14 protein-coding genes and 1 pseudogene are annotated in these 22050 nt (G+C 56.8%); 1 reads left to right on the top strand and 14 read right to left on the bottom strand.

Annotated features, from left to right (window positions below; translation table 11 throughout):
- Positions 1–2: 2 nt before the first annotated feature.
- The 13 genes from fbaA to QP027_RS10050 form a co-directional block, all read right to left on the bottom strand.
- Entirely contained in the window at positions 3–1037 is a 1035-nt protein-coding gene (gene fbaA, locus QP027_RS09990) for a class II fructose-bisphosphate aldolase (protein ID WP_284824508.1), read from the bottom strand.
- Positions 1038–1171: 134 nt separating this feature from the next.
- Positions 1172–2353, bottom strand: a complete 1182-nt coding sequence (locus tag QP027_RS09995) for a glycoside hydrolase family 76 protein (RefSeq protein ID WP_284824510.1) — start codon at positions 2351–2353, stop codon at positions 1172–1174.
- 44 nt (positions 2354–2397) lie between these two features.
- Positions 2398–3072 (bottom strand): TrmH family RNA methyltransferase, encoded by a 675-nt coding sequence (locus QP027_RS10000; protein WP_284827015.1) that lies wholly within the window; start codon positions 3070–3072, stop codon positions 2398–2400.
- Positions 3053–3607, bottom strand: a complete 555-nt coding sequence (gene pyrE / locus QP027_RS10005; RefSeq protein ID WP_284824511.1) for an orotate phosphoribosyltransferase — start codon at positions 3605–3607, stop codon at positions 3053–3055. The genes QP027_RS10000 and pyrE overlap by 20 nt, the downstream gene beginning before the upstream one ends.
- A gap of 24 nt (positions 3608–3631) precedes the next feature.
- Positions 3632–4855 (bottom strand): type III secretion system chaperone family protein, encoded by a 1224-nt coding sequence (locus QP027_RS10010; protein ID WP_284824513.1) that lies wholly within the window; start codon positions 4853–4855, stop codon positions 3632–3634.
- A 30-nt stretch (positions 4856–4885) separates the two neighbouring features.
- A complete protein-coding gene (locus QP027_RS10015; RefSeq protein ID WP_284824514.1) occupies positions 4886–5725 on the bottom strand; it encodes a sulfurtransferase in 840 nt (279 codons plus the stop codon).
- A gap of 19 nt (positions 5726–5744) precedes the next feature.
- Positions 5745–6170: a DUF4265 domain-containing protein gene (locus tag QP027_RS10020; RefSeq protein ID WP_284824516.1), complete on the bottom strand. Its 426-nt coding sequence runs from the start codon at positions 6168–6170 to the stop codon at positions 5745–5747.
- 53 nt (positions 6171–6223) lie between these two features.
- Positions 6224–7642: a DUF7373 family lipoprotein gene (locus QP027_RS10025; protein ID WP_284824519.1), complete on the bottom strand. Its 1419-nt coding sequence runs from the start codon at positions 7640–7642 to the stop codon at positions 6224–6226.
- A gap of 228 nt (positions 7643–7870) precedes the next feature.
- Positions 7871–10522, bottom strand: a complete 2652-nt coding sequence (locus QP027_RS10030; protein WP_284824520.1) for a VaFE repeat-containing surface-anchored protein — start codon at positions 10520–10522, stop codon at positions 7871–7873.
- 557 nt (positions 10523–11079) lie between these two features.
- Positions 11080–13641 (bottom strand): VaFE repeat-containing surface-anchored protein, encoded by a 2562-nt coding sequence (locus QP027_RS10035; protein ID WP_284824522.1) that lies wholly within the window; start codon positions 13639–13641, stop codon positions 11080–11082.
- Positions 13642–14087: 446 nt separating this feature from the next.
- Positions 14088–16625, bottom strand: coding sequence for an ATP-dependent chaperone ClpB (gene clpB / locus QP027_RS10040; RefSeq protein ID WP_284824524.1), 2538 nt, complete (start codon positions 16623–16625; stop codon positions 14088–14090).
- A 125-nt stretch (positions 16626–16750) separates the two neighbouring features.
- On the bottom strand, positions 16751–18223 hold the full coding sequence (locus tag QP027_RS10045; RefSeq protein ID WP_284824526.1) for an MDR family MFS transporter: 1473 nt from the start codon (positions 18221–18223) through the stop codon (positions 16751–16753).
- A 208-nt stretch (positions 18224–18431) separates the two neighbouring features.
- Positions 18432–19793, bottom strand: coding sequence for a sodium/glutamate symporter (locus tag QP027_RS10050; RefSeq protein WP_284824528.1), 1362 nt, complete (start codon positions 19791–19793; stop codon positions 18432–18434).
- 107 nt (positions 19794–19900) lie between these two features.
- Between QP027_RS10050 and QP027_RS10055 the strand changes: the two genes are divergently transcribed.
- The gene (locus QP027_RS10055; RefSeq protein WP_284824530.1) at positions 19901–21016 is read left to right on the top strand and encodes an NAD(P)-binding domain-containing protein; all 1116 of its coding nucleotides are present in this window, start codon (positions 19901–19903) and stop codon (positions 21014–21016) included.
- On the opposite strand, the pseudogene adhP reads toward QP027_RS10055, so the two are convergent.
- A pseudogene (gene adhP, locus QP027_RS10060) lies at positions 21010–22046 on the bottom strand (alcohol dehydrogenase AdhP). The gene QP027_RS10055 and the pseudogene adhP overlap by 7 nt on opposite strands.
- Between the last annotated feature and the right edge of the window lie 4 nt (positions 22047–22050).

Here is a 22050-nt window from a genome sequence, read left to right on the forward strand (position 1 = left end):
TCTTACTTAGACACGGACTTGCCAACAGAGTGCAGGTCCTGGCATGCCTCGATGACGCGCTCAGACATGGACTGCTCTGCCTTCTTCATGTAAGAACGTGGGTCGTAAACCTTCTTGTTGCCGACTTCGCCGTCAATCTTCAGAACTCCGTTGTAGTTCTCAAACATGTGGGAAACGATTGGGCGGGTGAACGCGTACTGGGTATCAGTGTCAACGTTCATCTTGATTACGCCGTAGGTCAGCGCTTCCTCAATCTTTTCCTTCTCGGAGCCGGAACCACCGTGGAATACGAAGTCGAAAGGCTGCGCGTCAGCTGCAAGGCCGAGCTTCTCGATTGCTGCGTCCTGGCCCATCTTCAGAATCTCTGGCTTCAGCTTCACGTTGCCCGGCTTGTACACACCGTGGACGTTGCCGAAGGTTGCAGCCAGCAGGTAGCGGCCGTTTTCGCCGGTGCCGATTGCGTCGATGGTCTTCTCGAAGTCTTCCTTGGTGGTGTAGAGGTTCGCTCCAGCCTTTGCCTCAACGCCGTCTTCCTCGCCACCAACAACACCGATCTCGATTTCGAGGATGATGTTTGCGTTGCGTGCCTTCTCTAGGAGTTCCTGAGCGATCTCAAGGTTCTCATCGATTGGGACAGCGGAGCCATCCCACATGTGGGACTGGAACAGTGGAAGCTCGCCGCGGTCGACGCGCTCCTGGGAGATAGCGATCAGTGGGCGGACGTACTCGTCCAGAACTTCCTTTTGGCAGTGGTCGGTGTGCAGGGCAACGTTGATGCCGTAGTGCTTCGCAGCCTCGTGAGCGAAAGCAGCCAAGGCGGTCGCGCCAGCAACCTTGTTCTTCACAGCCAAGCCGGAACCGAACTCTGCACCACCAGTGGAGAACTGGATGATGCCGTCGGACTCAGCCTCAGCGAAGCCCTTCAGAGCTGCGTTAATGGTCTCGGACGAAGTGCAGTTGATGGCTGGGAAAGCGTAGCCGCCTTCCTTTGCCTTGTCGAGCATTGCGTTGTAAACCTCAGGCGTTGCGATAGGCATAAGCGTTTTTCCTCCATTGTCGCGGGTTGAATACAACATCCAGTATGCCCGCAAAAACTGTTTCGCGCTGCCCCCGTGTGTAAAACCCAAAACAAATGAACGCTTGCCTTACCCCCACCCGAGAAAGTGGAAATTTAGTCGTCGAGAGTAAGCCGCGCGGCTGCTTCTAGCAGCATCCAACCCGACAGTTGTACAGATAAGTCCCGTTCGGCGATTCTGATGATTCCGATCGCCTCCGGAACGCTCGAAGGCCCCAATCCGTAGTTATGCGGCAGGCGAGCGTCCGCCGTCCAATCAGAAGAGAAGATCGGTAAACCATCGACCTCAAGACGGTGGCTCCATGCGCTCTCGGCGCTGGCAAGCACGATGCGCTTGGCTACCTTCTTCGTCGCCACATTGGCCGGAGTATCTTCCGGAAGACGCATCGCAACATCAGCGAGATACCGGACAAGGATTCCCTTAAACAGCCCACCATCGCCGTCGCCGACTTCCTCGATCACGCCCTGCGGAGTCGCCAGGTGCAGCGCAATCGCCTGCACTAGCGAACGAATATGCGTGATGTACTGCATGGATTCGTCGGCGCGGGAAGCATCATCATAGGAATCGATGGCCTCGTCGTCGGCAAGCCCTGCACGCTCGCGCAGCGCTAATGCGATTTCCAGCGAGGCTCCCATAAGCACGCCCTGATTATAGGTGTACACCTTGGTCACAATTTCGGGGCCGTGCATGCGCATGCGCACACCGTCCATGACAAGGCCCTTGTCGTTGATGAGGTTGTCATACATCCAGTCGACCACCTCGCGAGCCTGATCGAGACGGCCAGTTCGCGCCATCATGATCGCAGAAGGGCCGTTGGATGGCACATTGTAAAAGGTCTCTCCAAGACGCCATGGCAAAACACCAGTGAGCGAGTCGATGCCTGCGATGAGGTTGAATTCGAGATCGTCGAGCTGCTTCGCCCGTTTGACTCGATCCAGCTCGGCCGCGCGGTTCATGGCCAGAGTCATCCACGCTTTATCGTCGTAGTACCGGTTCTTCGTCAGCTTGCCCAAGTTGCGAAGTTGGACACCACGAATCGTATCCTGGATACGGTTGCGGCGAGCTTTCGTGTCTCGTCGCAAAGCAGCGTCTACCTGACAGTCCAAGTAGTGTGCCTGCCACCAGTAGTGCCAGCGGACAAAGAGTTTTTCCTTGGTGGTGGGTGGCCAGCTCACCACGCCCATGTTTGTGCGCGGAATCCCCCACAAACGGGATGCATGCCGCTCAGTGATGGCGGCTTCAGCAAGATCGGCGCGGTGCGCCCAAGTCTCTGGCACGTGTCTCCTCGTGTCACGAAAGTTTCATTGAAGTGTATATCGAATTAGGGCCACGAATGTTTCAAGTCAGCATGTTGCCTAATCCACGCATGCATTGCGATTCCAGCCGCAACGCCGGCGTTAATCGAGCGGGTCGAACCAAATTGAGCGATCGAGCAAGTCATCACCGCTGCCCCACGAGCTTGCGCGGTGACACCCGGGCCCTCTTGTCCAAACAACAGCATACATTTTTCTGGCAACTCGGCGGTTTCAAGCGGAATAGACCCTGGGGTATTGTCTATCGCCACGATCGGCAGGTCACGCTGGACGCACCAATCGACAAGTGTTTCCACGTCGGCGTGGTGTTCAAGGTGCTGGTAGCGATCCGTCACCATCGCGCCGCGGCGATTCCAGCGCCGCCTGCCCACGATATGCACGGTGTCCGCCGCAAAAGCATTGGCCGTGCGTACGACGGTGCCAATGTTGGCGTCGTTTTCAAAATTCTCAATCGCCACATGAAAAGGATGCCGCCGGGTGTCGATGTCTGCCACGATCGCTTCGCGAGTCCAGTAGCGATACGCATCAACAACGTTTCGAGTGTCGCCATGCTCCAACATCTCACGGTCGTACTTCTCATCAGTTGGCCACTCGCCCTCCCACGGACCAACCCCGTGCCGGCCTTCGCCCCACTCGGTAGGGCCTTTGGCATCGGCGTCGTCGCTAAGCAAGGCCAAGATCATCCAGACCAAGCAAGTAACGGTATTCCAGGCCTGCGTCCGTGAGCACCTGGTCAGCGCCGGTCGCGCGATCAACGACAGTAGCAACTGCCACAACCTCGGCGCCCTCGGCGCGACACGCTTCCACCGCGGTGAGCGGGGAGTTTCCGGTGGTGGTGGTGTCTTCCACAACAAGCACTCGCTTGCCGACGATCGATGGGCCTTCAACACGACGCTGCATGCCATGCTTTTTCGCTTCCTTGCGCACGACAAAGGCGTCGACCGGCTCGCCAGCAGCGTGCATCACGGCGGTAGCAACTGGGTCCGCGCCCAAGGTCAAACCGCCGACAGCGACATAGTCCAGATCAGCGGTGAGCTGGCGCAGCAGGGTGCCAATCAGCTGGGATGCTTGGTGGTGCAGGGTCGCGCGGCGCAGGTCAACGTAGTAATCAGCCTCTTTGCCGGAGGACAAAGTGACCTTGCCGTGTACTACTGCGAGTTCCTTGACCAGTTCCGCCAGTTCTTTGAGGGCAGCGGAGTCTACCTGTGTGTTAGCCATGGGTCATATCCTAGTCGTCGAAACCTAGTCGCCGAAGATGGACGGTGGTTTCTTTTCGCGAGTCACACGTGTGCCGTCGTTCGGCGCGGGCTCATCGGCACCATCTGCGATGGCATCCACCTCGTCGCCGCCGATCTGATGATGATCCATCACGCCCCGCAGTGCACCAGTGATGCGAGTCGGCATTTCCAGTGGCTCTTCCGGACGCACAACCTGCACGCCCGTCGCCTCTTCCTCGATCTCTACTTCGGGGGCCGGAAGGGAAATTGGCTCGCCCATCTCACGTGTGGGCTCAGTGAATTCAAGCGTCTGCCATGTCTGTGGAGGTAGAACGCGGGCTGCGTCGGCAAGCAAACCCAAAGGTGCCAACATGTCGTCCCAATCCGCTGGAACGCTGCCACGCTCAGTCTGCGCCAGTACCCAGTCGCTTTCAAACCACACGGCAGAGACAACCTTGGGCAGGTTTTGCAGCGCGGTCACCACTCGCTCATCGATCATGCGATCTGCAGGGCCTACCTCGGTGGCAAACACCGTGAAACCGGCGATGGTAAATACCTCAAGCAGATCATCGGATGAAACTGCAGAAAAGCCCGTGCGACGCATGTCAACGACGACGTCGCTCACAGTTCCTGTTCGCATGGCCATGACGTTGGTTCCGCCAAGGTCCATCAGCAGCATTTCGTGTCCATAGATTGAGCCCGACACGATGTCGCGAGCCGCGGCACCTGTGGCGGCGGCACCGCGCGACCACTCGTCCACCAGGTATTCATCGGTGCGAACGAACTCGTAGCCGTTTTCTTCCGCCCAAGCGCGCTTTTCGCGGCGGGTTGATCCAGGCAGTTGAAGGCCAGACTTGCGGTGTGGTCGAGGTGCAGGAGCAATCAGCGGCGCAGGTTCAGCCTCAGCCTCAGATTGCGCTTCGGGTTCGGCCACTAGCTCGGGCTCAGGCTCAGGCTCAGGCTCAGCCTCTAGCTCGGGTGCAGGTTCAGGCGAGTCATCTACTGGCTCGAACGGTTCTTCAACGACCAATTCCTCCGGTTCTTCGACCGTTTCCTCCGGAGGCAGCTCCAGCATGAGTTCCGGAGTGTCATCTAGGGCCGGTTCTTCCACCGGAGGCTGCTCTGTTTCGGGCGCAGGGGTCGTCGTTAAGCCTGCGTTGGCCGGCGCCTCAGCTTTTGAGCCGAGGTACCACAAAACACCCGCCCCGATCAAGGCGAGGACTGCGAGAATAATTGCTACGTATGCCATCACTTGAAGACTTTAGCGTCTCCGCATGGGTTAGATGGCGCGGGCTACCTGATTTTCTTGGTTAGCGCTCCACTGCGACCAACCGCCAACGTAGTGAGAAATGATCGGAAGCCCAGCATGTGCCATAGCTGCGAGCAACAGCGCGGAGTGGTTGCCAGAACCCGAGTAAACAATCGCGGAGTCAGGATCAGTGTTTTGGGTAACGCCCACCTGCGCGAGACGGTCACGGATCAGGTCGACGGAGCCAACCATCTTGTTCTCGTCGAAAAGTTCATCCACCGGCACGTTCAAAGCTCCTGGGATGTGTCCGGCCTTGAGGTCAAGAACTTCACGACGACCAGCCCAGCGGTTTTCGTTGCGCGCGTCTACAAGCAGGCCATGGAATTCACGAACCTCGTCCATCGTCGCGGTAGGCAAAGAATCAGGCTGCACCTCGACATCAGAGGAGACGGTGATATTTCCCGGACCGCCGAGCACCGGCAAGCCCTTTCGCTCCCACTCACGCAGGCCGCCGTCGAGAATCTTGACATCTTCGACACCAGCCCAGCGCAGGATCCACCACGCCCGAGCTGCGAATACTCCGGAACGGGAGTCATAGACAACTACCGGACGATCGTGCTGCATGCCCCACTTCTGAAACGCCTCCTGCAGGCGTGCAATGGGAGGCATCGGGTTGCGACCGCGCTTGGAACCCGGCATACCCGCAAGCGATACCGATGGGTCACAAAACAGTGCAGTTGGCACGTGCTCCGACTGGAAACGGCGCCAAGCAAGGCCTTCTTGTGCTTCCCAGTTGGTGGACAAAACAGTGAGCTTCTTACCGTGGCGAATTTCATCTGCGAGCTGTTCAGCGCTAATAAAGACCGTCATAGGGATCAGTCTAAGTGGTTTAGTCAGATCCCGCCGTGTACCCAGGTGCGACTTGGATTACCCCGTCGTCTTCAAGTGAGTCCAGCCATTCCTGGATTCCTTCGCGCGGGCATTCCGGCCCAATTGAGGCTGCCAGCATGCCGCCTGGGCCAACTTCGACGCGGCACCCGAAAGCCAACAAGGTACTCGCAAGGTCTTCTGGTTCTTGGGGAAGAATCCGCACCGTCGACGCCCCACCGCGCACGATCACCTGATTAACGTGGTATTTACCACCAACGCGCACACATTCCACAATGTCGCCTACTGCCAAAGTCGTATCCACAAACGGGACACTCGCGACAACAAAGTGTCCGCCACCCAAATCATGGGCAGCTAACTCTTCGTTTTCCACACCGGGCAAAGGAACTCGTGTCACAATCGTCGTCGTGGAATCGAAAGACATCATTGCTCTATCGTAGCGAGTATTCCGTCGCACCATGGCCACCGCGTGAAGTTTCGTCAGCTCTCCAGCGGGTGTTCATCTTCGTCGAAGTTCGCTTTAAAGATTTCGCGCGCGTCGCCTCGGTTGCTGTTGAGTGGGATCCCCAGCTCGTCGGCAAGCCTAAAGCTTGCGTAGCTTGTCGCGAGCAACTCGGACAGAGTCTTCTTCGGATTGATGTTATTTACTTCGCTGTATACCGAATTGTCCTGCTTAGTCATCACCACCGCACTGCCATAGCGCATCACGCAGGTGTTTTCGTCGCCATCGACGCCTTGGGATTCAAGGCAGACCGTGTTCTCGATCCCCTGTGGCTCGTCGTACTCGGTGCCACCTTTCGCCTTCAACTCCTCAACGAAGAAATCCTGCAGTTTCTGCGCCCCTTGCTCATCGGCGGAGGCAAACACCACGGAACCGTCTTGTACGATGTGCTCCGTTTTGGTGTCTAGAAGGACTTCATACACCGCCTTGGCGTTTTCGTAGTTCATCGCATAACCACGTGGCGAGAAGTTTTGCGGCTCATTTTGCGATTCGTGGCTTAGCGGCTGCGAGTTGTAGAGCTCCAACGCCGCATATTCTTTGTCGGGCAGCTCGTCATACATACCAACGCCACCCTCTGTCTTCAACGACTCGATCTCCGGCACCAATGCGCGCTGCTTCTCGATGACCTTGGTCGCGTAACCCTCAGCCCACGCAGGATCGTCGCTCAGCGCTATCGTCTCCGTCCAGAAGACGTACTCCCCGATTGGTGTCAACGTGCGGTGCGTTCGATGGCCCGCGTTGACATCATCCGGCACGCCCATGCGGGTTGGTCCAGGTTGAGCGGAGAACGCCCGTGTCTCTCCCAGATTCTCGGCAGGTGTCTCCGCCCACGGGACAGGCAGCTGGGCAATCGGCTGCTCGCCGTTGGTCGCCATTTCTCCTGCGATCTGCTCGACTACGCTCTTCGCGTCTTCCTCTGTGTTGAAACGCAGCAACGCGTGCTTGGCTTCTTTCCGCTGCGGATCACTTAGGTTGTGCTCGCTCGCACCGACGAAATAATGTCCGACAACCAAGCCGGTGTCTTGCACAATCTGCGCCTGGTTTGGCGACATGAAGCTAGTCACCATCGTCGCCTGTTCAACATCGATTCGGCCAAGACCTTGATTGATCGACTCGTCGCCCTCAAACGGAAGCGCCATCTGGCTAGCGATGTCACCAGATTGGAAGATGTATTGGAACTGCACCGGAATCTCACTGGCCGGCGGGAGACGCAGAAGCCCATTTTCGGGGATAATGTCCAGCGCACGCCAGTCAGAGCCGTCGTTGCCACTGCCCACACCTTGCTGATCCGAGACCTGCGAACCCGATTCGCCGCCTTCGTCGCCACCGTCGGTGCTACATGCAGAAAGCATGACCATGCTTAATACCGCCGCGACGCCGACTTTAAATTTGCCCATGAGATTCTCCCGTGACGAGTGCCTTGTAAACCACAACTTTTCGCTTTGACTGTTTAATACACGTAACCACGAAAAAGGTTCCCGTGCGAGGCGAACTATCAGCTTTTTGAGACTACCGCTTAACGACGATTACCTCGCCCGTTTCACCCAAATGCTAAAGGGTGGCAACCCCGGTTTCCCGGAGATGCCACCCTTTAGTGGTTTAGCTCAGTGAGCTAGTGCATTGGTTTATGCTTCGTTGCGGCGGCGGATCATCAGTGCGCCACCAGCAGCGATCATCAGCAGCGCTGCGATGCCGAGCATCCAGACATCTGCACCGGTGTTAGCCAGGAGGCCGCGGGTTGCGCCCTCGGACTTCGCTGCATCGCCTGCAGGAGCGTCCTTGGAGCCACCAGGCTGTCCAGGCTGTCCAGGCTGGCCAGGCTGTCCAGGCTTGGAGTTGTCGCCAGGCTTTGCATCGTTACCAGGAGCGGTACCGTTGCCTTCGCCGTTGTCAGCGTTGCCGCCCTTGTCGTTGCCGTTCTCGTTGCCGTTGCCAGCACCGTTATCAGCATCGGAGCTGCCGTCGGAAGAACCGTCAGAGGAGCCGAGGCCACCGACGCCGATCAGGCCAAGCAGTGCAACTGGAACCAGCAGCCACCATGGTGAAACGGAGCTACCGATCACGCCACAGTTGGAGGAACCATCGCTGGAGCCGTCAGTGTCGCAAGTAGGAGCTGGAACGCAATCCTCGGACTCATCGCCCTTGTCCTCGCAGGTGCCAGTCTTCTTAACAAGTACGGTCTGCTTGATGTCCTCGCGATCAACGTGCTCAGCGACGAGCTCGCCGTTTGCATCGTAGAGGCGCTCGAATACAACCAGGGTCTTGCCCTCGTAACCCGCAGGAACCGTGAACTCTAGATCAACGGAGCCCTTGGACTTGTCTGCGGTAAATTCCTTGTCTGCTGTGATGCCAGTGCCTTCGCCGGTCTGAACGTCCATCAGCTCACCCTTCATGGTGTAGCTGTCGCCGGACTTGAGACCAACGTAGTCGACGGTGTCAACCACAGTGCCACCTTCGGCATCCATGAAGCGGTCGTTGTCTGCTTTGTCCTTCGCGTTGGTCTTGATCAGCGGGGTGTTCTCGCCAACAACAATGGTCTGGTTCACGGAGTCCAGGTTCTTGTGCTCAGCAACAACTTCGCCGTCCAGGCTCAGTTCTTCAAACACAACCAGGGTCTTACCCTCGTGCTCTGCAGGAACCTTGAACTCAAGCTTGACGGAGCCTTCAGCCTTCTCAGGGGTGAAGGTCTTCTCGGCGGTGATGCCGGTGCTTGCGCCCTCTGCATCCTTGTCTACGAGCTCGCCCTTCATGGTGTACTCCTTGCCAGGAGTCAGGCCTACGTAGATAACAGTGTCAACAACAGTGCCGCCATCAGCGTCGAGGACCTTGTCGTCCTTGCCGCCGTCCTTGTCGTGTGCATTGGTGCCAATCCAAGGAGCTGGAACAACCTCGGTTACCTGCTCAGGAGCGGTGGTAACGGTGGTGGTAACTGGCTCTGGGGTCACGGTTTCGGTCACGATACCTGGGGTTTCGGTGACAGTAACGGTTTCAGCAGTCTCGGTAACCGTGGTGGTTGGGTTCTCCCACTCGGTCTCGATAACAGGCTCACGGGTAGTGGTCACTACGGTGGTGCCGCCATCAACCTCAGTGGTCTCCACTACTGGCTCACGGGTGGTGGTAACCACGGTGGTGCCGCCGTCAACCTCAGTGGTCTCCACTACTGGCTCACGGGTAGTGGTCACTACGGTGGTGCCGCCGTCAACCTCAGTGGTCTCGGTAACCTCTGGAAGGGTGGTGGACTCGGTCACGGTTCCGCCATCGATGATGGTGGTTTCGGTAACTGGGGTGACCTCGGAAGTCTCGGTCACGGTTACGACTGGAGCGGTGGTAACTACGGTCTCGGTCTCAGCAGGGAGAGTCGAGGTGGTGGTCTCAGTTACACGAGTTTCAATAACTTCGGTGTCGGTTACCGTGGTAGTTGGAGTTTCGGTGACGGTTACTGTTACAACCGGAGCCGTCTCCGTGGTTGTTACGACAGGAGTGGTGACATCGACGGTAGTCTGCTCGGTGGTCGTGACAGGGGTGGTCGTAACGACTGGAACCTCGGGGAGCTCGACGGGGGTTCCATCCTCTGGGTTAACAAATGAAATACCGAGAAGGTCCTGGTAATTCATATCCGCTCGCCCAGTAGACTCCTCGTAAATTTCTAGAGTCGCAACAGTTGAATCGACAGATTCGAGAGTGACCCCTGCCGGCGCGGGCTGCTGTCCAGTGAGAATCTTAAACGCCTCGTCGATTCCAGAGAAGTTCGAGGTCGCGTCATAGAGGTATTTTCCGTTGTCAGAGTCGGTCCAATACCACACTGCTAGCTGGGTTGCGTATCGCATTTCATTGTCGGTCAACTCAAGAGCTTCCTGCAATCCAGATGCGTTGGTTGGATAACCATTATAAACTGCGTCTAGTACGCCCTGCTCTGCGCCGTCCCGTGCATTATCGGCGTAACCAGCGAGATTACCGTACCTTTTATCGTACAGCAGGTTAGTGCCGTCGGGGTTCGCATCGCCCTCCGTGGGGATAGTACGGTTCATATTGAAGCAGTAAACGACCTGAGAATCAGCCGACAGTGTTCCGCCATCAGGGTATACAGCCAGCGGAGCCGGGTGGCTGGTCTGATTCGTACCGTCACCGTAAGGTGGTTGAACAGCAATCTCGTTGACGGTTACGCCCCGATATTGCCCAGGAGCAGCATTCGCCACGTTCGGAACGAGCAACGCTCCGATCAACATTGTCATCACGGTTACCAATGCCGCGATAACCCTCGATTTCTTAACTTCCATTGCTTCTCCTCAAGTTGTGGACGATATCGGCGACTGCTGTCGCGACATCTGTACTAGGAAAACACCTAAGCAATTCCCGGCGCGGATTCAAGGCTGACTCAAGGTGTCCCCAGCAACCATAGGCCCAACTCCACAGTAATTGCAACAGCAAGTACAGGAAATTTGAGGAATGATTGTCTATTCTCCCCAACTCAGTACGCCACAAAAAGATCCCCTGCAATTCAAAAAATAGTGACAGGAAGTGAACGCTATCAGCGAATATGTGGAATCGATATGCTACTCGCAACTTCTAGACTTGCAATACCATGGCGCGAGCAACGTTCGCCATCCATCCCCCCATAGCCCCACGCATTAACCGCGAGACGCATTAATCTCATTCACAGTCAGCAGATTCACACCCCATACATGGTGGGACGGTTACCGCATGGGATAACTAAGGCTAGGAGTTGTTTAGAAATAGAGCCCTATCGATCAAATGCGTACATAAAGAAATAATGAGTGGGGCCCTACATTTGTAGGGCCCCACTCATCATTCAGCTCTCAGGCTGATTACTTACTTATGCTTCCTTGCGGCGACGAATCATCAGCGCGCCACCTGCTGCGATCATCAGCATTGCTGCGATGCCAACCATCCAGACGTTTGCACCGGTGTTAGCCAGTCCGCCGCCTGCGCCTTCGATCGCATCAGACTGAGTGGTGCCAGGCTTGGTGTTTTCACCAGGCGTGGCTCCGTTGCCAGGCTGTGCGTTCTCTTCTGGCGTGGTGTCGCCGGATGGAACAGTGCCGTTTCCTACGCCACCGTTGCCTTCCCCACCGTTACCAGCTTCTGGTGCTGGTGCTGGAGCTGGAGCGTTGCCGTCGGAGGAACCACCATCGGAAGATCCACCATCAGAGGATCCGCCGTCAGATGAACCCAGGCCACCGACGCCGATCAGGCCGAGCAGAGCAACTGGAACCAGCAGCCACCATGGTGAAACGGAGCTACCGATCACGCCACAGTTGGAGGAACCATCGCTGGAGCCGTCAGTGTCGCAAGTAGGAGCTGGAACGCAATCCTCGGACTCATCGCCCTTGTCCTCGCAGGTGCCAGTCTTCTTAACAAGTACGGTCTGCTTGATGTCCTCGCGATCAACGTGCTCAGCGACGAGCTCGCCGTTTGCATCGTAGAGGCGCTCGAATACAACCAGGGTCTTGCCCTCGTAACCCGCAGGAACCGTGAACTCTAGATCAACGGAGCCCTTGGACTTGTCTGCGGTGAATTCCTTGTCTGCTGTGATGCCAGTGCCTTCGCCGGTCTGAACGTCCATCAGCTCACCCTTCATGGTGTAGCTGTCGCCGGACTTGAGACCAACGTAGTCGACGGTGTCAACCACAGTGCCACCTTCGGCATCCATGAAGCGGTCGTTGTCTGCTTTGTCCTTCGCGTTGGTCTTGATCAGCGGGGTGTTCTCGCCAACAACAATGGTCTGGTTCACGGAGTCCAGGTTCTTGTGCTCAGCAACAACTTCGCCGTCCAGGCTCAGTTCTTCAAACACAACCAGGGTCTTACCCTCGTGCTCTGCAGGAACCTTGAACTCAAGCTTGACGGAGCCTTCAGCCTTCTCAGGGGTGAAGGTCTTCTCGGCGGTGATGCCGGTGCTTGCGCCCTCTGCATCCTTGTCTACGAGCTCGCCCTTCATGGTGTACTCCTTGCCAGGAGTCAGGCCTACGTAGATAACAGTGTCAACAACAGTGCCGCCATCAGCGTCGAGGACCTTGTCGTCCTTGCCGCCGTCCTTGTCGTGTGCATTGGTGCCAATCCAAGGAGCTGGAACAACCTCGGTTACCTGCTCAGGAGCGGTGGTAACGGTGGTGGTAACTGGCTCTGGGGTCACGGTTTCGGTCACGATACCTGGGGTTTCGGTGACAGTAACGGTTTCAGCAGTCTCGGTAACCGTGGTGGTTGGGTTCTCCCACTCGGTCTCGATAACAGGCTCACGGGTAGTGGTCACTACGGTGGTGCCGCCATCAACCTCAGTGGTCTCCACTACTGGCTCACGGGTGGTGGTAACCACGGTGGTGCCGCCGTCAACCTCAGTGGTCTCCACTACTGGCTCACGAGTGGTGGTCACTACGGTGGTGCCGCCGTCAACCTCAGTGGTCTCGGTAACCTCTGGAAGGGTGGTGGACTCGGTCACGGTTCCGCCATCGATGATGGTGGTTTCGGTAACTGGGGTGACCTCGGAAGTCTCGGTCACGGTTACGACTGGAGCGGTGGTAACTACGGTCTCGGTCTCAGCAGGGAGAGTCGAGGTGGTGGTCTCAGTTACACGAGTTTCAATAACTTCGGTGTCGGTTACCGTGGTAGTTGGAGTTTCGGTGACGGTCTCAGTCACTGCTGGAGCGGTGGTCACTTCAGTTTCGGTGATTGCTGGAAGTGTGGTGGTGACCTGAGTAGTAGGTACTTCAGTGATGGTCTCGCCACTGTCAGGGTTAACGAACTCAGCGGTGATCAGATTCTGGAAATTGGTCGCGTTGTAGTAGTTCGAAGGCTCGTAAATGTTCAGCGTCGCGTTCGACAGGTCAACGCCGATCAGCTCATGACGTGCACCCGACTGGCGGGTCAGGGTAACGTACGCTTCAACAATCTTAGAGTTCATACGCTGGCTCAAGAAGGAGTAGCTGCCCTTACTGTCGGTGTAGTACCAAACTGCAGCCTGAGTTGCGTAGCGGAATTCTTCGTCAGTCAGGCCCAGCTTGCCCTGCAGTCCAGAAGCATTCTTCGGGTAGCCATTGTAAATTACATCAAGGATGGCTTGATCAATGTCGCCACCAGCTGGAGTATCAGCGTAACCGGTTAGCGACTCGCCATAGTGCTTGGTGTAGCGCAAACCACTTTCAACTGAGCTTTTACTTGGGTAGTACTTTGATGCGTTAAAGCAATACGCCACCTGGGCGTCTGCGCTCGCGCCCCGCTCATTGTGCACGGTCAGCGGAATCTGGAAGTTGCCGCCCTGTGTGGACCAAGGGTGCTTGCCCCAAGCTCCGGCGTCGTCGACGCCGATATAGGTTCCTTCAACCTGAACTGCATGTGCTGCCGACGGCATTGCAACCGTGGCAAGGATAACAGCCATGATCATGGCCATTATTCTTCTCATTTTCGTAATCATTTCTCTCCATCAAGAACGGCACATGCCGTTCGTCGTCTCAGTTACGCGCCGAAATACGGCAGCATGCTTGTACGGAAACAAACCTCGCTCCAGCGGGAATGAGACTCATTCAAGTTCATTCTCAGGAAAGGTTTACAGCGATATTAACACAGTCCTGAGAATCCGCTTTAAATAGTTAAGCATCGCTCCCCACCTCTTTACCCCCATGCACCATGACCTGCCCATTTCCCGATTTACTTTCACAGGAAATACGCAAAATCGGATAAGTTCCCACGTTAAGTAGATGCTTAGCGGCACTTTCCACTCTTAAAATCAGCAAAGACAAAAAGGGCGGGTCAGACGATGTTTTCGTCTGACCCGCCTACTTGCTGCAGGAAGAAAATCGCGAAAGATTAGCCGTTACTGTGAGGCGACAGTCAGGGCTTCTCCCCGTCCGCAACATCGACGTGAACGATGTCGCCGTCGCGGATGTCACCAGCAAGCAGCGCTTTGGCCAAGCGGTCGCCAATCGACTGCTGGATGAGGCGACGCAATGGTCGTGCGCCATACGCAGGGTCGTAGCCACGATCCGCAAGCCACGCCTTGGCAGCATCCGAGACATCGAGCTCGAGGCGACGCTCCGCCAGGCGTTCCGCAAGAGCTCCCAGCTGAATATCGACGATTCCTACCAACTGTTCAGCAGACAGTGGGTCGAAGACAACCACGTCGTCCAAACGGTTAATAAACTCCGGCTTGAACGCACGCTTCACAGCCTCCATGATCTCGTCGCGAGTACCACCCGCACCCAGGTTGGACGTCAGGATGATCACCGTGTTACGGAAATCAACGGTGCGGCCCTGCCCGTCGGTCAGGCGCCCCTCATCGAGCACCTGCAGGAGCACGTCGAACACGTCAGGGTGCGCCTTTTCCACCTCGTCGAAAAGCACAAGCGTATAAGGGCGACGACGAACCGCCTCAGTCAGCTGACCACCTGCATCGTAACCAACGTATCCCGGAGGGGCACCGACTAGGCGCGAGACGGAGTGCTTCTCGCCATACTCAGACATATCGATACGGACCATTGCCTGCTCGTCGTCGAAGAGAAACTCTGCGAGGGACTTCGCAAGCTCAGTCTTACCCACACCGGTAGGTCCAAGGAATAGGAACGAACCAATTGGTCGGTTCGGATCGGCAATGCCCGCGCGGGAGCGTCGCACGGCATCCGAAACAGCAGTGACTGCCTCGGTCTGTCCGACAACGCGCTTGCCCAATTCACCTTCCATGTTCAGCAGCTTTTCGGTTTCACCCTGCATCATCTTGCCCGCAGGGATACCAGTCCACGCACTGACCACGTCGGCGATCACATCAGGGGTGACTTCCTCGGCAAGCATGGTATTCCCGCGTGACGACGACTCCGTCTCCGCCTGGGCAACCTGCTCTTCCAGTTCCGGGATGCGCCCATAACGCAGCTCAGACACTCGCGCGTAGTCGCCTTCGCGCTCGGCGATTTCGGACTCGTTGCGCAGCTGCTCCAGCTCTTCCTTTGCAGCCTGAACCTTGTCGATCTCGCCCTTCTCGTTCGCCCACCGGGCTTTGAGCTCGCCGAGCTTCTCGCGTTCGTCGGCAAGCTCTTGGCGCAGCTTATCTAGACGGTTCTTGGAAGCAATATCTGATTCTTTCGCCAGTGCGATCTCTTCGATTTCGAGGCGTCGGACAACGCGCTCAAGTTCGTCGATTTCTTGTGGCGACGAGTCGATTTCCATGCGCAGCCGCGAGCCCGCTTCGTCGACCAAGTCGATCGCCTTGTCTGGCAGGAAGCGGTTGGAGATGTAGCGATTCGACAGTTCTGCCGCTGCCACCAGGGCGGAGTCCTGGATACGGATGCCGTGGTGGACCTCGTAGCGTTCCTTTAGGCCGCGGAGGATACCGATCGTGTCCTCCACGCTTGGCTCACCAACGTAGACCTGCTGGAAGCGACGCTCCAGTGCGGCATCCTTTTCGATGTACTGGCGATATTCGTCAAGCGTGGTTGCACCGACCAAGCGGAGCTCACCACGAGCCAGCATCGGCTTAATCATATTGCCTGCATCCATCGCGCCCTCGCCGGATGCACCAGCGCCAACGATGGTGTGCAGCTCATCGATAAAGGTGATGATCTGACCATCGGAACTCTTAATCTCGTCGAGAACAGCCTTAAGGCGCTCTTCGAACTCACCGCGGTACTTCGCGCCTGCAACCATCGCGGAAAGGTCGAGCGAAATCAGCGTCTTGCCCTTAAGCGACTCCGGAACGTCACCTGCGACGATTCGCCGCGCAAGACCTTCGACGATGGCGGTCTTACCCACGCCAGGCTCACCGATGAGCACTGGGTTGTTCTTCGTCCGACGGCTCAGCACCTGGACCACGCGGCGGATCTCTTGATCACGGCCGATGACCGGATCGATCTTGCCCTCGCGTGCCTTCGCAGTGAGGTCGGTGGAGTACTTCTCCAGCGCCTGGAACTGGCCCTCAGGGTCCTGAGTGGTTACCTTCTGATGTCCACGCACAGACGGGAAGGCCTGCTTAATAGCGTCGTAGGTCGCGCCGCGCTTCTGCAGCAACTCCGCCGCATCGTCCTTGCCACGAGCGATAGCCGCCAAGAGAACTTCGGTGGACACGAATTCGTCGCCAAGCTCTCCTGCAAGCTCTTGGGCCGAGTTCAAGACGTTCAGGCCGTCCCGGTTGAAGTTCGGGTTGGCCATGTTCTGACCGTCTGCCTTCGGATAACTATCGACGAGCTCCAGGGCCTCCTTGGCCACAGTGTCTGGGTCGACGCCGGTGGCACGTAGCACCGGTGCTGCGATGCCTTCCTCTTGGGTCAGGATCGCGTTCAGCAGGTGGGCGGGTCGAATATCAGGGTTGCCGTTTGCGCTGGCTTTCTGCAGTGCTTGCTGCAGCGCCTCCTGCGTCTTTGTAGTTGGGTTGAACGAGCTCATGTGAGTGTTCCTTTCGCTAGTTTTTCTTTGTCACTATCCATAACGCTTAAGGAGTTGAGTCTGTTCCACTCAAGTACAAAAAAGTTTAGCCGAAGGCACTCAACCTTGCTGGCGGGCTACCACTCCTACCGCGGGTCTGTCACTTCCACGATATTCGTTTCTCGCGCTTCCTCTGGGCGTTGAAGGAAAAGAGTTACCACGGTAGCTACCGTCAAGACGACCGCACAGAGCATGAATGTGGTGGCACCACCTCGACCCTGGGCCTCAACACTGCCCCCTCCGGCGACGCTGACGAGTTCATAATTGGCAATCATCAATGCCGTTCCCGCAGCACCCGCTAACTGCAACAACGTATTCAAGATCGCCGAACCATGGCTATAAACATCTCCTGAAAGAGAACTCATCGCGGTAGTCATCAATGGGGTCAACGTCATTGCCAGCCCCACTGAAAATACGGCGTACATCACGGCGACGGTCGTAACGGATGTCGTGTGATCCACCGTCGCCATCCACCACATCGAGGCAGAACAGATCACCGTTCCGGGAATAACCAAAGGACGGGGCCCGATCCGGTCATACAACGCCCCCGCGAGCGGCGAGAAAATCGTCTCGACGATGCCGCCCGGAAGGCTGGCTAGGCCCGCGACCAGAGCCGTCGTCAGCAAAGCACCTTGGAGAAACAATGGCAACGTGTTGTACATGCCCAGCATTGAGCCTTGGTACAAAACGATCACAACCAGCGCAATGACAAAGTTGCGGATCTTCAGCGGTTGCAAGTTGAGTAAGGCGGTCCCCTTTGAACCAAGTGCAAGCTGGCGCCAGATAAACAGAACCAACCCGACGACACCGAGAACGCTCATGGCGATAGCAACCGTTGCCTCGGGGCCACCTTCTAGCATGATGCCCACAGATCCAAGCCCATAGACTATTCCGCCGAACGCGAATACCGAGAGAACAACGGAAAGCACGTCGAGCGGGGATTGTTTCAGCTCACCGACGTTGCGCAGTTTCCACACGCCGACGAGACCGGGAATGATGACTAGGACTGCCATCACCCAGAAAACGATGTGCCATGATGTCACCGCCATAACCGCACCAGCAAACGTCGGGCCGAGTGCTGGCCCCACCGCCATAACAATGGCGATCACGCCCATGACGGTGCCTCGCCGTTTCGGCGGAACCACTGTCATGACCACCGTCATCTGCAGGGGGATCACCACCGCTGTGCCCATTGCTTGAAGCACACGGCCCAGCAGCATGATTCCGAAAGTCGGAGACAGCGCAGCTACTGCAGAACCCAGCAAGAAAGCTACCACCGCGAAGAAATACACTCTACGCGTGGAGAAACGGTCCAAAATCCACCCGGTTAAAGGCATCATGATCGCCATGGTCAGCATCACGCCTGTAAGCAACCACTGCGCGGTGGCGGCGGCCACGTTGAACTCGTGCATGATGTTGGGAAGTGCGACGGCAAGAGCCGTTTCGTTGAGCATCATGACGAAAGTCGTCATCACGAGCACCGCGATTAAGGCAATGGTCTCGCCGCTCATTTGAGCGTGCGCAGTGGAATTCTGGTCAGAGTGTTCAGGCGAAGACATGCCCCACGGCTCCTTGGGTAGTTCTAGTTCGGCGCGCGAAGGCGAAAAAGGAAATGCTACTCAGCGCAATATGAAAACGCATTGTGAAAAGAAAGCGCACCGTTACACGATGTGCAACGGTGCTTCAGCACCTTATATAGGTACTGATACGCCAAACTAGATCTTCGGCGATAAGTGGCCTTGCGTCAAAGCGACTGGCCACATTTATCTATCGCGCTCCACCAACGGAGCCGGCTCGCCCTGCGGTCTCACCCTTGACCGGAACCCACTTCAGCGCGAAGGCAGCGATGGTAATCACTGCCGCAATGGCAAACGAAATCCAACCGAACCCACCCGTGAAACCTGCGATGACAGCAATTGGCGCCATGATCGTCATTCCAATCTCGAACGGTGCGAAACCGACATATGCCACGCCGTACTCATTGAGTGTGCCGGAACGCAGCTTCGGGTCAACCATTTTCAGCAGCGCAATACCTGTGGCCACGGCCGCGGTTGCCCAGCCCCAACCGAAGATGCCGCGCTCGAGCCACTTCTTGCCAAAGAACATTGGCGCCATAACAAAGAGGTAGAAGAGACAGAAGACGGTACCCAGTGCGAACAGGATCAGCAGTTCGAGCCAGTACTGCGCCACGGCTGCCGGGACGATGGATGCAATGCCGAAGGCAATCAAGTAGTCGGTTGCTGCACCCGAAATCGTCGTGACGGTTTCTCGGTCCAAGTAATTCGGGCGCTTGAACAGATTTAGCACCAGGCGCCCGAGCAAACCGATGACAAAGGACATGGCGAACAGCGGGATCGAGACATTTTCAAATTGGTTCCCAATAAACTGGTTCACCAGATACGCAATTAGGACACTGAATACGATGAACCCACCGTGCAGGGCCAACGGTTCGATCGCGGATGGGTTCGTGGTGGCCTTACCAATGGAAGGACGATCGTCTTCCTTCTCGATATATCCTTTGCGCAGCTCCTCGGGCAATTCTCCTGCCAGCTGCGAAGCGCGTCCGGTGCGAATACCCCAGTTAGCTACGATAACGCCGCCGATAATGGCGACAAGGGTGCCTACGGTAGCGGAAGTGAAGCCGAGGGAGGATGCCGCCTCGGCACCGACTCCCTCTAGAGACGAGCCCACCGCCGCAGCAGTACCGAAACCACCGACGAAGCCAACTGGGAGCATCATGCCAAACCAGTCTTCGGTGCCAAACAGCGGCTTGAACAAGAAGATGCCGATCAGGATGAAAAGGCCCCATTGGAACATGAACATGGTGGTAGAGAAGGCCCACATGTTGCGGGCCCCCTTAGCCACCGAGCCGCCCAGATCCATCGAGTACGCCATCGACGCGAAAACAACCGCGATCAGAAGTGTGGTGTAGGTGCCGATTTGGTCGGAGAAGTTGATCCAGCCCAGCACCTCGGGGCCAAGAACAAGTCCAATGAGGCCCGCAGTAATCGGGGCGGGAAGCAGCAGCTGTTGCAGGAGGTGGATGCGGTTTCGTAGGACGTTTCCAACGATCAACAGCAACGAAATCCAGCCGAAGTCAATCAAAAGATCATATGGCGTGTACTCCATGTGCAGCCTTTCGAATCATAAATACAGGAAAATGTGATGTGTATTGCAGCTATTTAAACAGAAAACACGGAGTCTGCGGTACTTTCCCGCAAGGTACAATAGGTGACATGTCACCAACAGAGTATCCAGTCATCATCATCGGCGCAGGCCAAGCGGGACTTGCGGCAGCCCACGAAGTGCAGCGCCGAGGAATTACCAATTTCCTAATCCTGGATGCCAACGACGGTCCCGGCGGAGCCTGGAGACATCGCTGGGACTCTCTAACATTAGGAAAATCGCACGGTATCGCCGACCTTCCCGGACTGCCTCTCGACCGCCCCGACCCGACGGTCCCCGCGAGTGAGGTCGTCGCCAAGTACTACGGAGCCTATGAACAAAACTTCGACCTCCCCGTCCACCGCCCGGCGCGCGTAGCCCAAGTCACGGGCACCGGGCCTTTTACCGGGCCTCTTACAGTCACGCTCGAATCGGGAGAACAATTCACCGCCGAGGTCGTCATCAACGCGACAGGTACGTGGGACAGCCCCTATATTCCGTATATCCCCGGGATCAACAAGTTCGCAGGGCAGCAGCTTCACACGAAGCACTACCGCCGAAAGGAAGACTTCGCAGGCAAGAGGACCCTGGTTGTCGGCGGTGGCCTGTCCGCGGTGCAATTCCTCCTTGAGCTCGAAAGCGTCACCGAAACGATCTGGGCCACGCGGCGCCCGCCACAGTTCGTCGACGGTTTCGGCGACAGCGATTGGGGCCTCAACGTGGAAAAACGCGTCCGCGAGAACACATTCGCAGGGAAGCTCCCGGCTTCGGTGGTAGCCAATACAGGCATTCCGCTTATCGACGATTACCTGGCCGGCGTTGAATCAGGAGCGCTAGTTTCGCGGGGCATGTTCAACGAGATCAACTCGACTGGCGTGCGTTTCGGGGCCAGTGATTCGTCGACAAGCAATCTTGTTGTGCCTGAGTCTTGGTCGCCTTTCCCTGCTGGACATGAGATCGATGTAGACGTCATTTTTTGGAACACGGGATTTCGGGCGCACCTTCCCCATCTGGCACCGCTGCAACTTCGCGAGCCAGGTGGCGGCATCACCATGGCCGACGAGGTGACACCTGCCAGAAACCCACGTGTGCTGCTTGCCGGCTACGGATCGACCGCGTCTACCGTAGGTGCCAACCGAGCCGGCCGATTGGCAGGCAGGGCTGCGGCACGACTGCTTAGTCAGTAGCGAATCGACATCCGGCCGTCGATTGCACCCGCACGCATGTCGTCGAACACCTGGTTAACATCCTCAAGCGCACACGTTCCGACCGTTGGTTTGATCTGTCCACGCGCATAGAAATCAAGCGCTTCTTGCATATCGAGGCGGGTTCCTACGAGAGATCCTCGAATAGTTAGACCCTTGAGGACAATATCAAAAATCGGAGCCGGGAAATCACCAGGCGGCAACCCTAAGAACACGATGGTGCCAGCTCGGCGAGCCATCCCAATCGCTTGTCCAAATGCCTTTGGATGAACCGCTGTAACCAGAACTCCATGGGCGCCGCCATCTGTAAACTCCTGCACAGCATCGGCAGGGTCACTGTCCTTTGCATTGATGACATGCTCTGCACCGTGCTTCTTAGCCAGCTCGAGCTTATCCTCTGCAATATCTACAGCAATTACTCGCAATCCCATGGCAACCGCATACTGAACGGCAATATGCCCCAGCCCACCGATACCGGAGATTACAACAAACTGCCCCGGACGCGCTTCGGTACGCTTCAAACCTTTGTAAACTGTAACCCCTGCGCAAAGGATCGGGGCAACTTCTACAGGGTCAGCCCCTCGGGAATGCGAGCCGCAAAACGAGTATCCACCAGCATGTACTCACCAAACGAGCCATCTTTTGTATACCCACCGTATTGCGCCGAAGGGCATAGAGTTTCTTGTCCAGATAGGCACAGGTCACACTCTCCACACGCAGACCAGAGCCATGCATTCCCAACAATGTCCCCCACTTCAACTGGATGCGTTCCAGGACCAAGAGCAACCACCTCGCCAACACCTTCGTGCCCCGGCACAAACGGTGGCTCTGGTTTAACCGGCCAATCGCCTTCGGCCGCGTGAAGATCCGTGTGACAGATTCCCGACGCGTGAAGCTTTACAAGTGCTTCATTCATTCCCAGCTCTGGGAGTTTATATTCCCTAACATTTACAACGGGACCAAATTCATCAACAACTGCTGCGGTGAAATTTTCGGGCAAAGAGTTGGTCATTTGA

Source organism: Corynebacterium breve (genome assembly GCF_030252165.1).
Taxonomy (GTDB): domain Bacteria; phylum Actinomycetota; class Actinomycetes; order Mycobacteriales; family Mycobacteriaceae; genus Corynebacterium; species Corynebacterium breve.

Coding starts and splice junctions, on each gene's coding strand:
- fbaA (WP_284824508.1), bottom strand. CDS start 1,037: ATGCCTATCGCAACGCCTGAGGTTTACAACGCAATGCTCGACAAGGCA.
- QP027_RS10000 (WP_284827015.1), bottom strand. CDS start 3,072: ATGATCTTGGCCTTGCTTAGCGACGACGCCGATGCCAAAGGCCCTACC.
- pyrE (WP_284824511.1), bottom strand. CDS start 3,607: ATGGCTAACACACAGGTAGACTCCGCTGCCCTCAAAGAACTGGCGGAA.
- QP027_RS10010 (WP_284824513.1), bottom strand. CDS start 4,855: ATGGCATACGTAGCAATTATTCTCGCAGTCCTCGCCTTGATCGGGGCG.
- QP027_RS10015 (WP_284824514.1), bottom strand. CDS start 5,725: ATGACGGTCTTTATTAGCGCTGAACAGCTCGCAGATGAAATTCGCCAC.
- QP027_RS10020 (WP_284824516.1), bottom strand. CDS start 6,170: ATGATGTCTTTCGATTCCACGACGACGATTGTGACACGAGTTCCTTTG.
- QP027_RS10025 (WP_284824519.1), bottom strand. CDS start 7,642: ATGGGCAAATTTAAAGTCGGCGTCGCGGCGGTATTAAGCATGGTCATG.
- QP027_RS10030 (WP_284824520.1), bottom strand. CDS start 10,522: ATGGAAGTTAAGAAATCGAGGGTTATCGCGGCATTGGTAACCGTGATG.
- QP027_RS10035 (WP_284824522.1), bottom strand. CDS start 13,641: ATGATCATGGCTGTTATCCTTGCCACGGTTGCAATGCCGTCGGCAGCA.
- clpB (WP_284824524.1), bottom strand. CDS start 16,625: ATGAGCTCGTTCAACCCAACTACAAAGACGCAGGAGGCGCTGCAGCAA.
- QP027_RS10045 (WP_284824526.1), bottom strand. CDS start 18,223: ATGTCTTCGCCTGAACACTCTGACCAGAATTCCACTGCGCACGCTCAA.
- QP027_RS10050 (WP_284824528.1), bottom strand. CDS start 19,793: ATGGAGTACACGCCATATGATCTTTTGATTGACTTCGGCTGGATTTCG.
- QP027_RS10055 (WP_284824530.1), top strand. CDS start 19,901: ATGTCACCAACAGAGTATCCAGTCATCATCATCGGCGCAGGCCAAGCG.